Raw genomic sequence first — 12994 nt, 5'->3', positions numbered from 1 at the left:
TGCGCAGTCGGCCCGACCGATCAGGCCGCGCCGTCGAACATGCTCGTGACCGAGCCGTCCTCGAAGACCTCGAAGATGGCGCGCGCGAGCAGCGGGGCGATCGGCAGGACGGTCAGTCCGGGGAAGCGGCGGTCCTCACCGACCGGAAGCGTGTCAGTGACGACCACTTCGTCGATCGCCTCGGTGTCGAGGATCTGCGGAGCCGGGTCGCTGAAGATCGCGTGCGTGGCGGCGACGATGACCCGCTTGGCGCCGCTGCGCTTGAGCGCCTCGGCCGCCTTCACGATCGTGCCGCCGGTGTCGATCATGTCGTCGACGAGCAGGCACACGCGGCCATCGACCTGGCCGACGATCTCGTGAACCGTCACCTTGTTCGCCACGGTGGGGTCGCGGCGCTTGTGGATGATCGCCAGCGGGGCATTGAGTTTGTCCGACCAGTTGTCGGCGACGCGCACCCGGCCCATGTCGGGCGAGACGACCGTGAGCAGCTCGCGGTCCTCGATGATCTTCCGCTCGAAGTAGTCCAGCAGCACGGGCTGGGCGAAGAGGTGGTCGACGGGACCGTCGAAGAAGCCCTGGATCTGCGCGGCGTGCAGGTCGACGCTCATGACGCGATCGGCGCCGGCGGTCTGCATGAGGTCGGCGATCAGACGCGCGCTGATCGGCTCGCGTCCGCGGCCCTTCTTGTCTTGGCGCGAGTACGGATAGTACGGCGCGACGACCGTGACCCGCTTCGCCGACGCCCGTTTGAGCGCGTCGAGCATGATGAGCAGCTCCATGATCGATTCGTTGATCGCGCCGCCGAAGGTCTGCACGACGAAGACGTCGCATCCGCGTACGCTCTCGCTGAAGCGCGTGTAGATCTCGCCGCTCGCGAACGTGCGATGCTCGGTGGGCAGCACTTCCGAATCGAGGGCCTTCGCGACCTCCGCGGCCAATGCGGGATGCGAGCGGCCCGAGACGATGACGAGCTTCTTCTTCGTCCGGGTGACGATCGTGTGGGGACCGCCCTTACCGTTCTTGGCCTTCTTCGCCATTGCTCGCCTTCTCTGCGGCTTCGGCCGCGGCCGTGCCCGGTCGGTTCTTCGCGACCCAGCCTTCGATGTTGCGCTGAGGGGCGACCGAGAGCGCGAGCGCCCCGGGCGGTACATCCTTGCGGATGACGGCGCCTGCACCGGTCTTGGCCCCTGCTCCTACCCTAACGGGAGCCACGAAGACGTTGTGCGACCCGGAATGCACGTGGTCCCCGATCTCGGTGCGGTGCTTGGCGATGTCGTCGTAGTTGGCCGTGATCGCGCCGGCGCCGAGGTTCACGCCCTCCCCGATCGTCGTGTCGCCGACGTACGAGAGGTGCGGCACCTTGCTGCCCTCCCCGATCGTCGCGTTCTTCGTCTCGACGAAGGTGCCGATCTTGCCGTCCGCCGCGAGATAGGTGCCCGGTCGCAGATATGCGAACGGGCCGACGCTCGCCCCCGCGCCGATCACCGCGAGGGTCGCATCGGCGCGCTTCACCGTCGCCCGCTCCCCCACCTCGCAGTCCACGAGGGTGGTGTCGGGGCCGACGGTGGCGCCCTCCGCGATCGTCGTCGCGCGCAAGATCTGAGTGTTGGGCAGGATGGTGACGTCGCGGGCGAGCGTCACCGTGTCATCGATCCAGGTCGTGGCGGGGTCGAGGATGGTGACGCCCTCCAGCTGCCAGCGGCGCACGATCCGGGCGTTCAGGATGCCGGCCGCCTCGGCCAGCTGCACCCGGTCGTTCACACCGAGAGCCACGCGAGGGTCTGGCGCTGCGGTCGCGGCGACAGCGTGGCGCGAGTCGCGCAGCAGCGCGATGACGTCGGTGAGGTAGCGCTCGCCCTGGGCGTTCGCCGTGCCGACCAGCTCGAGGTGCGCGCGCAGCGGCGCGGCCCGGAAGACGTACACGCCGGCGTTGATCTCGCGGACGGCGGCTTCGACATCCGACGCGTCCTTCTGCTCGACGATCTTCTCGACGCCGCCGTCCGCACCGCGGATGACGCGGCCGTACCCGGTCGGGTCATCGAGCAGCGCGCTCAACAGGGTCGCCGCAGCGCCGGACGCGCGGTGAGCCGCGAGCAGCTGCGAGAGCGTGTCGGCCGACAGCAGCGGCACGTCTCCGCTCAGCACGAGCACGTCGCCCGCGTATCCTTCGGGCAGCTGGGCGAGCGCGACCTGCACCGCGCGGCCGGTGCCGGGGATCTCGTCCTGGTCGACGACCTCGACCTCGGGGGCGTCGGCGTGGATCGTCTCGACGACCGCGTCGCGCTCGTGCCGCACGACCACCCGGATATGGGTGGCACCGAGGGTCTGCGCGGTGTGGATGACGTGACCCACGAGCGGGCGCCCGCCGATCCGGTGCAGCACCTTCGGCAGGGCGGATTTCATGCGCGTTCCCTGGCCCGCGGCCAGGATGACGATGGCGAGGCTGTCGTCTTCGTTGATGTCGGTCATGCTCCGCCGCCAGGATTCGAACCTAGACCTAACAGCTCCAAAGGCTGTCGTGCTGCCATTACACCACGGCGGATCACGGTCGCCACCGGCATGGGGCGCCCGCCCGACAAGTCTGCCAGACGGCCGCGCCGGCCCTGCCCCGCTTCCCGTGTGCGGGGTCGCGCCTTCGATAGAGTGCGGTTCATGACGGATGGCGAGGGGGTCCGCGGGCGCCGCACCGACGAGGTCGACCGCATCGTCGGCGCGTGGGGCGTGCAGCGACCAGACCTCGACTTCTCCCCGCTCGAGGTGCTCTCGCGCGTCGACCGCCTCTCGCGTCACCTCGACCGTTCCCGCCGCGAGGCGTTCCGGCGCAGCGACCTCGAGCCGTGGGAGTGGGACGTGCTCTCCGCCCTCCGGCGGGCGGGCGAGCCGTTCCAGCTCAGCCCGAAGCAGCTCCTCCAGCAGACCCTCGTCTCGAGCGGCACGATGACGAACCGCATCGACCGCCTCGTCGCGCGCCGGCTCGTGCGCCGCGAGGCCGACCCCGACGACGGGCGCAGCATCCTCGTCGTCCTCACCGCCGACGGACGCCTCCGCGTGGACGCGGCCATCACGCGCCTGGTCGATGCCGAGGCGCTGCTGCTGGGCACGCTGTCCCGCTCCGACCGAGAGCGCCTCGCCGGGCTGCTGCGCAAGCTGAGCCTCGGCTTCGACTCCTGAGGCGCGACGCCGGGAAGGGCTTGCTGACGCGCGCCTAGGCTAGAGGGATGGTCCACCTCCTCGGCGGCGAGCGTCTGCACGTCGAATTCCCCGCGAAAGTCGTGCTCGACGATGTGACCGTCGGGGTCGACGGCGGGGACCGGATCGGCATCGTCGGCCGCAACGGCGACGGCAAGTCGACGCTCATGCGGGTGCTCACCGGGCGCCTTGCGCCGGACGACGGACGCGTGACCCTCCGCGGCGGCGTGCGCGTCGGGATGCTCGCCCAGGACGACGACCTGCCGGATGACGAGACCGTGCGTCACGCGATCGTCGGCGACCGCCCCGAGCACGAGTGGCTCGGCGACGCCCGCGTGCGCGACGTGCTCGACGGCCTGCTGCGGGACGTGGCGCTCGACACCGTCGTGTCAGGCCTCAGCGGCGGCCAGCGACGACGCGTGGGCCTTGCCCGTCTGCTCGTCGGGGAGTGGGATGTCGTCGCGCTCGACGAGCCCACGAACCACCTCGACGTCGAGGGAATCGCATGGCTCGCGCAGCACCTCGCCGACCGCTGGCCGCGCGGTGGGGGCGGCCTGCTGCTCGTGACGCACGACAGGTGGTTTCTGGATGCCGTCTGCACGCGCATGTGGGAGGTGCACGACGGCATCGTCGACCCGTTCGAGGGGGGCTACGCCGCGTACGTGCTGCAGCGCGTCGAGCGGCAGCGCCAATCGGCCGTCGCCGAGACCAAGCGCCGCAACATCCTGCGCAAGGAGCTCGCGTGGCTGCGCCGCGGGGCCCCCGCGCGCACGTCGAAGCCGAAGTTCCGCATCGACGCGGCGACCCAGCTGATCGAGGACGAGCCCCCGCCGCGCGATTCCGTCCAGCTGTCGCAGCTGGCCACCGCCCGCCTCGGCAAGGACGTCGTCGATCTGCTCGACGCCGGCGTGGACTACGGCGCCGGTGCCGTGCTCAAGGACGTCGAATGGCGTATCGCGCCGGGCGAGCGCACCGGCATCCTGGGCCCCAACGGCGTCGGCAAATCGACCCTGCTCGGACTCGTCGCGGGCACCGTCGAACCGACCTCCGGGCGCGTCAAGCGCGGCAAGACGGTGCAGGTCGCGGTGCTCAGCCAGCGCCTGACCGAACTCGACCAGTACGCCGACGAGCGGGTCCGCGACGTGCTCGCGCTGCAGAAGACGTCGTACGTCGCCGGCGGCAAGGAACTCACGCCGTCGCAGCTGCTGGAGCGCCTGGGCTTCCGCTCCTCCGAGCTGTCGACACCCGTGCGCGACCTCTCCGGCGGGCAGAAGCGACGGCTCCAGCTGCTGCTCGTGCTGCTCGGGGAGCCCAACGTCCTGATCCTCGACGAGCCGTCGAACGACCTCGACACCGACATGCTCGCGGCGCTCGAGGACCTGCTCGACTCGTGGCCCGGCACGCTGCTCGTCGTGTCGCACGACCGCTACCTCATCGAGCGGGTCACCGACCAGCAGTACGCCATCGAGGCCGGCGGGCTCCGGCATCTGCCCGGCGGCGTCGACGAGTACCTCCGTCGACGAGCCGCCGCCCGGGATGCCCCCGTCTCCCCCGCCCCCGCGCCATCCTCGCGCGCGAGCGCGGCGATGACGGGCGCCGATCGGCGCAGCGCCGAGAAGGAGCTCTCGTCGATCGACCGCCAGCTCGAGAAGCTCGCGAAGCGCATCGCGGCGGCACACGACGACCTCGCGACGCACGACCAATCGGACTACAGCGGCATCGGACGGCTGCACGCCCTGCTGCAGGCCATGGAGTCGGATGTCGCCACGCTCGAGGAGCGGTGGCTCGAGGTCGGCGCGCTGCTGGACTGAGCGCCGCAGGATTGAGCGCGGAAGGGCGGTGGATGCCGAGGCATCCGCCGCCCTTCCGTCACCGGGCTTCCCGGTCGGGAGGCCGCTAGATCAGGTCATTCTCGGTCAGCCACTGCGTCGCGATCTCTTCCGGCGACAGCTGGTCGACGGTGCTCTGCACATTGAGCGCGACGAGCGCCTCCGGCGTTAGGGCGGCGCTGACGGCGTTGATGACGTCGGCGATCTCGTCGGCGACGTCCTCATTCACCAGCGGTACGACATTGGATGCGAGAAAGAGGCCCTCGGGATCTTCGAGCACGACGAGGTCGTCGGTCTGGATGGCGGGGTCTGCCGTGTAGACGTTGGCGACCTGAATCGTGTTCGCGAGGAGGTCTTCGACCGTGGTGTCACCGGTGGCCGAGAAGGCCACCTGTACGCCATAGGTGTCGAGCAGGCCGGAGGGTCCGTAGGGCCGCTCCTCGAGCTCGGGCGGGCCGCCCAGGGTGAGCGGCTCGGTCACGTTCGCGAGGTCGCCGATCGTCGTGAGCCCGTTCGCCTCGGCGAACTCCGCCGTCACCGTGTACGAGTCCTGATCGCTCGCGGTCGCCTGGTCGAGCACGGTGAGCCCGTCCGGGAGGGCGTCGCCGAGGGCGGCGTACACATCGTCGGGCGTACGGGCCTCGGTGTCCTCGTCGAACCACTGCAGCAGGTTGCCCGTGTACTCGGGGAACAGCGTGATCTCGCCGCTCTCGATCGAGGGCATGTAGACGTCGCGCTGCCCGATGTTGAACCTGCGCTCAACGTCGAAGTCGGCGTTCTCGAGGGCCTGGGCGTAGATCTCGGCGATGATCTCGTTCGAGTAGTAGGCCTGCGAGCCGACGACGATCGTGTCTCCGCCGCCCTGAGGGCTGCCGGTGTCGGGCGCGAGCGGGTCGGCGGATGCGCACCCGGATGCCACGAGGGCGATTCCGGCGATGAGCGCCGTGCCCAGCGCGAGCGTGGACTTCTTTGCTGTGAACATGACTTTCTCTTCCTGTGGGGTGGATCGGTCAGGGCGACGCCGTGGCCGGAATGCGGACTGCCGTCGTTCTCTTCGGGGCGGAGGGAGGATCGGGGGTGCCGGCGCGGATGCCCGCGGGCACCGACGCGCGCTGCAGTACGGCGAAGACGCCGTCGAGCACGAGCGCGAGTGCCGCGACGAGGATCGCACCGCCCAGGATCTCGTCGTACCGCCGCAGACTGAGTCCCTGGAAGATGTACTGGCCCAGGCCGCCGAGATTCACATAGGCGGCGAGTGTGACGGTGGCCACGACCTGCAGGGTCGCCGAGCGCAGCCCCCCGACCAGCAGCGGCAGGCCCAGCGGCACCTCGACGCGCCAGAGCACCTGCCACGGGGTCATCCCCATCGCCTTCGCGGCATCGACGACGCGGCGATCGATGGCCTCGAGGCCGGTATAGGCGCCCGCCAGGATGGAGGGGATCGCGAGCAGCACGAACGCCGTCATCGCCGCTTCGGGCTTGTTGAGCACGCCGAAGAGCAGCACGAGCAGCAGGATCAGGCCGAAGGACGGAATCGCCCGCGCGGCCCCCGAGATGCCGACGGCGATCTCGCGGCCGCGACCGGTGTGCCCGATGAGCCATCCCGCCGGGATCGCGATCGCCGAGGCGATGAGCATCGCCACGAACGTGTAGGCCAGGTGCACGAGCACGGCGATCGGGATGGACGACGGTCCCTCCCACTGCTCGGGGGCGAAGATCCAGGCGAATGCCTGCAGGAATACGTTCACGCGGCAGCCCTCGCGACCAGCGGACGCACGGCCGCGCTCTTGGTCGGGATCTTGCGCGTCCACGGCATCAAGCCGCGGCCCGCGAGCATGAGGAGCAGGTCGATGATCAGCGCGAGGAGCATCACGGTGATGACGCCGGCCAGGATCTCGGGGATGATGCGCCGCTGATACCCGTTGGTGAAGAGGTAGCCGAGGTTCGTCACGCCGATGAAGACGCCGACCGTCGCGAGCGCGATCGTGCTGACCGCGGTGACGCGCAGCCCCGCGAGCAGCACCGGCCCCGACAGGGGGAAGTCGACGGTGAAGAACCGGCGAACGGCCCCCATCCCCATGGCGGTCGCGGCCTGCCGGACCGCCGGATCGACCGATGACAGGCCGTCGGTCACGGAGCGGACCATGATCGCGATCGCGTAGATCGTGAGGGCGATCGTGAGGTTCAGTTCGCTGAGGGCGCTGATCCCCAGGATGCCGGGCAGCAACCCGAGCAGCGCGATGGACGGAATCGTGTAGAGCAGGCCGGTCGATGTCAGCACGACGCCGCGGAACCGCCGGTACCGGAACGCGAGCCAGCCGAGCGGCACCGACAGGATGAACCCCAGCACGATCGGCAGGATGCTCTGCCGAAGGTGCTCGAGGCTGAGCGCGGCGATCAGGTCGAGGTTGTCGAGGATCCAGGTCACCGGGCCTCCCCCACGATCGCGCCCTGGGTGCGCCCCGCGCCGTCGACCACCACCGTGCCGCGCTCGGTCTGTTTCAGCGTGAGGGCCCTGGTGCCGCGATCGGTGCCGATGAAGTTCGCGACGAAGTCGTCGACGGGACTCTCGATGATCTCGCTGGGCGAGCCGACCTGGGCGACCCGGGCGCCCTTCTGCAGGATGACGACCTGATCGCCGAGGAGGAAGGCCTCGTCGATGTCGTGCGTGACGAAGACGACCGTCTTGCCCAGCTCCCTCTGCAGGCGGATGAGCTCCTGCTGGAGGTCGGCGCGCACGATCGGGTCGACGGCCCCGAACGGCTCGTCCATCAGCAGGATGTTGGGGTCGGCGGCGAGCCCGCGGGCCACCCCGACGCGCTGCTGCTGGCCGCCGGAGAGCTGGCTCGGGTACCGCGACGCGAGCGATCGGTCAAGGCCCACCGTGTCGAGCAGCGCGAGCGCCTGCTCGCGCGCCGTCTTCTTCGGGACCCCGCTGAGCACGGGCACCGTGGCGACGTTGTCGATCACGGTGAAGTGCGGCATCAGCCCGGAGTTCTGCATCACGTAGCCGATGCTGCGGCGGAGGGCCACGGGGTCGCGGCCCTGGATGTCGTCGCCGTCGATCTCGATCTGCCCGCCGGTCGCATCGACCATGCGGTTGATCATGCGCAGCAGGGTGGTCTTGCCGCACCCCGACGAGCCGACGAAGACGGTGGTCTTGCGGGACGGGAGCACGAGGCTGAAGTCCTCGACGGCGCGCGTGCCGTCGGGGAACTCCTTCGTGACCGCGCGGAACTCGATCATTGATCCAGGCTATAAGACGCCTGCGACACCGCGCCGGGATTGCACGATCAGCCCACGATGCGTGCGCCGGGAACCGGCCCGTGCACGTGCAGAGCGGTCAGCCCCGCGGCGCTCAGGGTGACTCGCAGGTCGAGCGCCTCGTGCTCGCCGGCCGCGAGGAATGCGAGCGTAGGCCCGGAGCCGGACACGATGCCGCCCAGCGCGCCGGAGTTCTCGCCGAGGAAGAGGATGTCGGCAAGCGCGGGGCGCAGAGCGAGCGTCGCGACCTGGAGGTCGTTGCGCAGGCAGTCGGCGAGAAGGGCGGGGTCGCCCGCCCGGAGCGCCTGCAGCACGGCCGTCGCCACGACCGGCGTGCGCGCGGCGGGCATGATGTCGGTCACCGTGCGGGCGCGGTGCGCATCGAGGCCCGCATAGACCTCGGGCGTCGACATCCCCTCGTCGCTCGTCACGATCACCCAGTCGAACCTGCCGCGCGCGAGGGCCGCGCTCAGCTGGTCGCCGCGTCCGGTGCCGACAGCGGTGCCGCCCATGAGCGAGAAGGGCACGTCGGCGCCGAGCTGGGCGGCGAGCTGCAGCAGCTGCCCGGTCGGCATCTCCGTGCCCCACAGCGCGTCGCACGCGACGAGGGCGGCCGCGGCGTCCGCCGAACCGCCGCCCATACCGCCTGCCACCGGAACGCCCTTGCGGATGTCGAGGTGCACCCCGCCCCGGAAGCCGGTCTCGCGGGCGAGCAGCCGGGCCGCGCGCAGCGCGAGGTTGCGGTCATCGAGCGGCACTTCGGAGACATCGACCGAACCGGTCACCGCGATCGTGAAGTCGTTCGAGTCGGACGCGAAGACGTCCTCGAAAGCGGAGACCGCCTGGTAGGCAGTCGCGACATCGTGGTAGCCGTCATCCTGCACGTCCCCCACCTCCAGGAAGACGTTGATCTTTCCCGGTGCCCGGACGTGCACGCCGCCTGCGGCCGCTCTGAGCGTCACCTCGGATCCCGGCTCAGGCCTCTGCCGATTCGGCCCAGAGATCGACGTCGATCGACTCGGAGAGGGTGTCGATCTGCTGGAGCTCGTCGACGTCGAACGCCGGGCCGTTCAGGGCGGCGACGTTCTCGTCGAGCTGCGCCGGCCGCGATGCGCCGATCAGCGCGGAGGTCACCACCGGGTCTCGCAGCACCCACTGGATCGCCATCTGGGCGAGCGTCTGCCCGCGCTGCTTCGCGATGACATCGAGCGCACGCAGTGCCGAGAGAGCGCGCTCCGAGAGCTGTTCGCCGGGGAGCGACCGGCGCTTCTGCGCGCGCTCCGCGGTGCCGTCGCCGAGGTACTTGTCGGTCAGCAGGCCCTGGGCGAGGGGCGTGAACGCGATCGCACCCATCCCCTCCTGCTTCAGCACGCCCGTCAGCCCGTCCTCGACCCAGCGGTTGAGGATCGAATACGACGGCTGGTGGATGACGAGAGGCGTGCCGAGCGAGCGTGCGACCGCCGCCGCCACCGCGGTGCGCTCCGCGCTGTACGACGAGATGCCGACGTAGTGCGCCTTGCCCTGGCGCACGAGCGTGTCGAGCGCCCCGATGGTCTCCTCGATCGGCGTGACCGGGTCGACGCGGTGGGAGTAGAAGATGTCGACATGGTCCAGGCTCATGCGCTTGAGCGACTGCTCCGCGCTCGCGAGGATGTACTTGCGCGAGCCGAGGTCGCCATAGGGGCCGGGCCACATGTCATACCCAGCCTTGGATGAGATGATCAGTTCATCGCGGTAGGGGGCGAAGTCCTCCCGCATCATGCGGCCGAAGTTCGTTTCGGCCGAGCCATAGGGCGGTCCGTAGTTGTTTGCGAGATCGAAGTGCGTGATCCCGAGGTCGAAGGCGTGCCTCAGCACGGCGCGCTGACGATCGAAGGGGATGTTGTCTCCGAAGTTCCACCACAGTCCGAGTGAGATCGGCGGCAGAAAGAGCCCGGACGACCCGACCTGCCGGTAGTCGGTCGTGGCATAGCGCTCCTCGGCCGCGGCATAGGGGCGGTGCAGATCTGAGACATCGGGGCGGAAGCGCGGTGCGTCGGTCACCCACCGAGCCTATTGCCCAGGTGGGAAATATGCCCGAAACGACCGCCGCATAGACTCGCCATCCGCTCTTCGAAAGGGGCTGGCCCGCGCAGCGCCAGCGACTTAAAATGACGGCCGCGCAAAGAAAGAGGTTGCATGACCCAGCTCTCGGCACTCCCGCCCACGACCCATCCCTGGACGACCCTCGTCGCCCGCGACGACGTTGTGCTCGATGATGGACTGCTCCGTCTCGTCCACGACGACGTCACCCCCGATGGCGCCCTCGAGGCCGACCTGGGATTCGTGGCCGATGTGCTCGAGCAGGCGGGCATCGAGCTGACGCTCGTGCGCGATGAGCGGTTGCGGCCGGTCATCGTGGTGGATGCCGCGGCCCGCGCGGGAGCGATCGAGGCGCTCGCGGTCTCATCCACCGCGGAGCCGTTCTACGCGAAGCTCCGCCAGAGGGCGCCCGAGCCCCTCTTCGAGTTCGTGGGGCCCGCTGCCGAGGTGTGGGCGGTGACGCTCTTCCGTCCGCGTGTCAGCACCAACGGCTCGCTGCGCTACGGCGCCGAGTTCGGTGTGCGGCTGGAGTTCTGGCGCTTCGGCGCCGAGCTCGTCGAGGCACCGCGAGCCAACGCCTTGACCCGTCGCGTCATCGCGACAGAGGACGTCGAGTTCACGCGCATTCAGCGCTACGGCCGCTCCTGGCGCACGATTGCGGGCATGTTCGAGCGTCACCCGCGCGAGGTCACCGACGAGATCGACATGGTGTTCTCGTGGGTCGACGGCTCCTCGAGCGACTTCCAGCGACAGCGTGCCCTGCAGATGCAGGAGTATGTCGTCGGCGAGGGCGATGACGGGCCGACCCGCTACCGCCACGTCGATGAGCTGCGCTACGCGCTCCGCAGCGTGCACATGTACGCCCCGTGGGTGCGCCGCATCTTCATCGCCACCGATTCGGACCGCCCGGACTGGCTCGCCGATCATCCGAAAGTGACGATCGTGCGCAGCGAGGAGTTCTTCGCCGACCCGAGCGTGCTGCCCACGCACAACTCGCACGCGGTGGAGAGCCAGCTGCACCGCATCGACGGGCTCGCCGAGCACTTCCTCTATTCGAACGACGACATGTTCTTCGGTCGGCCGGTCACGCCCGACCTGTTCTTCACGTCGGGTGGCCTCAGCACGTTCGTCGAGGCGCCGGTGCGCATCGGCGCGGGTCCCGCGCGGGCGCACCGCAGCGGCCATGACAACGGGCTCCGCGTCAACCGGGCGCTGCTCCAGCAGCGCTTCGGTCGCATCATCACGCGCGACCTCCAGCACTGCGCGGCGCCGATGCGCCGCAGCATCGCCGCGGAACTCGAGAACGAGTTCGCCGACGACTACGCCCGCACGGCGGCCTCGCGCTTCCGATCGGCGACCGACATCTCGGTGACGAACAGCCTGTACCACTACTACGCGCTGCTCACGGGGCGTGCGCTGCCCACGACCCAGCCCCGCGTGCGCTACATCCAGACCACGCTGCGCGAATCGCTCGGGCAGATGGAGAAGCTCCTGGAACGCCGCGACGCCGACATGTTCTGCCTCAACGACGGCAGCGTTCCCGAGATCCCCGAAGAGGTGCGGGTGCCCATCCTCCGCGCGACCCTCGAGCGGTACTATCCCATCCGTGCGCCGTGGGAGCTGCCCGCGGCGGAGCGGGTCGGCGCGGCTTCGGATCGCGTCAGTGCAGCACCGAGATGGGAGTCGTCGGCGGTTCGCTCGGGAGGACGGAGCTGAGCGAGGGCGGGATCGTCACGCCGGCCTCGTCGAGGCGGCGCCGCGTCTCGTCGGCGTCGACGAAGTCGAGCGGCTCGGACACGTCGACCGGCACGACCGAGTGGACGATCGTCTCGTCGTAGACGTGCACGAGGTTGTACGCCTGGGCGCCGTCGCGCCCGCGTGTGCCGCCCTGCGGCACGGTGAGGTCTTGCGTGTAGCAGGTCGCCGAGGCGACCGAGACGGGGATTCCGGCGAAGGTGGCGAACGTCGAGTAGTGCAGGTGCCCGGCGAGGATGGCGCGCACGTCCGTGCCGCGCAGCACCGCCGCGAGGCGGGACTGCTCGCGCAGCTCGACGGTCGCGGCCAGATCGAGCACGCACGGCACCGGCGGGTGGTGCATCGCGAGGATCGTGCCGTACGGCGCCGGAACGGCCAGTTCACGCTCGAGCCAGGCCAGCTGGGCGTCGCTCACCTCACCGTGGTGATGGCCGGGAACGCTCGTGTCGAGGGTGATGAGGCGGAGCCCATCGATCTCGTCCACGCGGTCGATCGGGTCGAACGGATCGCGGGGCGCGGGCTCGTCGAGCAGCGCGCGGCGGAACGCCGGACGGTCGTCGTGATTGCCCATCACCCAGAACACCCTGGCCGCCAGGCGTGCGGCGAGCGGCTCGATCAGGTCGCGGAGCGCCTCGTACGCGGCCGCCTCGCCGCGATCCGCGAGGTCGCCGGTGAAGACGAGCGCCTGCGGGCGTACGCCCGACGCCTCGATGCCCTCGATCGTGCGACGCAGATACGACTCGGAATCGACCCGGTCGTACAGCTTTCCGCCCGCGTCGCGCAGGTGCGTATCGCTGATGTGCAGGAGCACACGTTCGGGTCTCGGGTGCTCCGCCTGGCGAGGTGTCACGTTCGAAATGTTACCGGCATGTTTC

The 12994-nt window shown here is 69.8% G+C and carries 12 protein-coding genes and 1 tRNA gene; 3 read left to right on the top strand and 10 right to left on the bottom strand.

Annotated elements, in window-relative coordinates:
- Positions 1-20 precede the first annotated feature (20 nt).
- The 3 genes from VNT50_RS12835 to VNT50_RS12825 form a co-directional block, all read right to left on the bottom strand.
- The gene (locus VNT50_RS12835) at positions 21-1037 is read right to left on the bottom strand and encodes a ribose-phosphate diphosphokinase (protein ID WP_325485499.1); all 1017 of its coding nucleotides are present in this window, start codon (positions 1035-1037) and stop codon (positions 21-23) included.
- A complete protein-coding gene (gene glmU / locus VNT50_RS12830) occupies positions 1012-2469 on the bottom strand; it encodes a bifunctional UDP-N-acetylglucosamine diphosphorylase/glucosamine-1-phosphate N-acetyltransferase GlmU (RefSeq protein ID WP_325485498.1) in 1458 nt (485 codons plus the stop codon). The genes VNT50_RS12835 and glmU overlap by 26 nt, the downstream gene beginning before the upstream one ends.
- A gap of 1 nt (position 2470) precedes the next feature.
- A tRNA-Gln gene (locus VNT50_RS12825) sits at positions 2471-2542 on the bottom strand.
- 110 nt (positions 2543-2652) lie between these two features.
- On the opposite strand from VNT50_RS12825, the gene VNT50_RS12820 reads away from it, so the two are divergent.
- Together VNT50_RS12820 and VNT50_RS12815 are read left to right on the top strand one after the other, a co-directional pair.
- Entirely contained in the window at positions 2653-3171 is a 519-nt protein-coding gene (locus tag VNT50_RS12820; RefSeq protein WP_325485497.1) for a MarR family winged helix-turn-helix transcriptional regulator, read from the top strand.
- Positions 3172-3218: 47 nt separating this feature from the next.
- Entirely contained in the window at positions 3219-5000 is a 1782-nt protein-coding gene (locus tag VNT50_RS12815; protein WP_325485496.1) for an ABC-F family ATP-binding cassette domain-containing protein, read from the top strand.
- An 85-nt stretch (positions 5001-5085) separates the two neighbouring features.
- On the opposite strand, the gene VNT50_RS12810 is transcribed toward VNT50_RS12815, so the two are convergent.
- The 6 genes from VNT50_RS12810 to mgrA are packed head-to-tail and all read right to left on the bottom strand — an operon-like array spanning position 5086 to position 10325.
- Positions 5086-6000 carry an ABC transporter substrate-binding protein gene (locus VNT50_RS12810; RefSeq protein WP_325485495.1) on the bottom strand — a complete coding sequence of 305 codons (915 nt, stop codon included), beginning with the start codon at positions 5998-6000 and terminating at the stop codon, positions 5086-5088.
- 28 nt (positions 6001-6028) lie between these two features.
- Positions 6029-6766 (bottom strand): ABC transporter permease, encoded by a 738-nt coding sequence (locus VNT50_RS12805; RefSeq protein WP_325485494.1) that lies wholly within the window; start codon positions 6764-6766, stop codon positions 6029-6031.
- Positions 6763-7446, bottom strand: a complete 684-nt coding sequence (locus tag VNT50_RS12800) for an ABC transporter permease (RefSeq protein ID WP_325485493.1) — start codon at positions 7444-7446, stop codon at positions 6763-6765. Before VNT50_RS12800 ends, VNT50_RS12805 begins: the two co-directional genes overlap by 4 nt.
- Positions 7443-8264 carry an ABC transporter ATP-binding protein gene (locus VNT50_RS12795; protein ID WP_325485492.1) on the bottom strand — a complete coding sequence of 274 codons (822 nt, stop codon included), beginning with the start codon at positions 8262-8264 and terminating at the stop codon, positions 7443-7445. Before VNT50_RS12795 ends, VNT50_RS12800 begins: the two co-directional genes overlap by 4 nt.
- A 47-nt stretch (positions 8265-8311) precedes the next feature.
- Positions 8312-9244, bottom strand: coding sequence for a 4-(cytidine 5'-diphospho)-2-C-methyl-D-erythritol kinase (locus VNT50_RS12790; protein ID WP_325485491.1), 933 nt, complete (start codon positions 9242-9244; stop codon positions 8312-8314).
- Between the two features lie 13 nt (positions 9245-9257).
- Positions 9258-10325, bottom strand: coding sequence for an L-glyceraldehyde 3-phosphate reductase (gene mgrA / locus VNT50_RS12785; protein WP_325485490.1), 1068 nt, complete (start codon positions 10323-10325; stop codon positions 9258-9260).
- Between the two features lie 135 nt (positions 10326-10460).
- Between mgrA and VNT50_RS12780 the strand changes: the two genes are divergently transcribed.
- The gene (locus VNT50_RS12780; RefSeq protein ID WP_325485489.1) at positions 10461-12080 is read left to right on the top strand and encodes a stealth conserved region 3 domain-containing protein; all 1620 of its coding nucleotides are present in this window, start codon (positions 10461-10463) and stop codon (positions 12078-12080) included.
- Here VNT50_RS12780 and VNT50_RS12775 read toward each other — a convergent pair.
- Complete coding sequence (locus VNT50_RS12775; RefSeq protein ID WP_325485488.1) at positions 12025-12969, bottom strand: phosphodiesterase; 945 nt, start codon at positions 12967-12969, stop codon at positions 12025-12027. The genes VNT50_RS12780 and VNT50_RS12775 overlap by 56 nt on opposite strands.
- Positions 12970-12994: the final 25 nt, after the last annotated feature.

The organism is Microbacterium sp. (assembly GCF_035554235.1).
Lineage (GTDB): Bacteria > Actinomycetota > Actinomycetes > Actinomycetales > Microbacteriaceae > Microbacterium.
Note: the sequence above shows the minus strand (reverse complement) of the source record. Positions and strands in the feature narration are given on the sequence as shown.